Below are 909 nucleotides of genomic sequence, written 5' to 3'. Positions count from 1 at the left end.
CGCTCTTTTTCCGTATTTATAATTATATTTCTCTCCACCAAGCTGATGAAGGATAGTCTGTAGATTTTAACGTAATAGATTCACCCATTTGAGGCGTCGTAATTTTAACTCCTAAATGGTTAGCTTCTTTCATAACACGTTCTATCGGGTCACTCCATTCGTGTAATGCTAATGTAAAAGCACCCCAATGAATCGGAAGAAGTAATTCCCCTTTTACATCAATATGAGCTTGTACCGTTTCTTCAGGTAACATATGAATCGTAGACCACCTCGGGTCATATTGTCCGCATTCCATCAATGTAAGATCGAATGGACCGTATTTATTACCAATCTCCTTAAAGTGGGGAGCATATCCGCTATCACCACTAAAGAAAACTTTAGTCTCTTGCCCAAGAATAAGCCATGAACACCATAAAGAACAATCTCTATCTGTCATACTTCGTCCTGAGAAATGCCTTGCAGGTGCGCAAACTAATTTTATATTATGAAATGTAATTTCGTCCCACCAATTATGCTCACTAATTTTACTAGGTGAAACGCCCCATTTAATTAAATATTGCGCAACTCCATTTGGAACATAAAAATGCTTCGCACGATCTTTCAACTGCATAATGCTCTTGTAATTCAAATGGTCGTAGTGATTATGAGAAATGATAATTGCATCAATTTCTTGAAGGTCTTCACGCTCTAAAGAAAAAACACCACTATAACGTTTACTATTAAACAGAGGAAATGGGGAAGAGGCATCTCCAAACATCGGGTCTAATAACAATGTTTTACCTTCTACTTTTAAAAGAGAAGCAGAATGCCCAAACCATGTAACACTTTCTAAAGATCCATTATTTTTATCTGATAAAACAATAGGTAAATTCTTTACAGGACGCAGCTTTGTTTTCATTTTAAAGTAAT

At 36.2% G+C, this 909-nt stretch carries 1 protein-coding gene; it reads right to left on the bottom strand.

Translation table 11 applies throughout. The features are described 5' to 3' along the window. Positions 1-22: 22 nt before the first annotated feature. The coding region (locus KI369_RS28735; protein WP_212959027.1) for an MBL fold metallo-hydrolase at positions 23-909 on the bottom strand (887 nt) is incomplete at its 5' end.

This window comes from Bacillus sanguinis (assembly GCF_018332475.1).
GTDB classification, from domain to species: domain Bacteria; phylum Bacillota; class Bacilli; order Bacillales; family Bacillaceae_G; genus Bacillus_A; species Bacillus_A sanguinis.
Note: the sequence above shows the minus strand (reverse complement) of the source record. Positions and strands in the feature narration are given on the sequence as shown.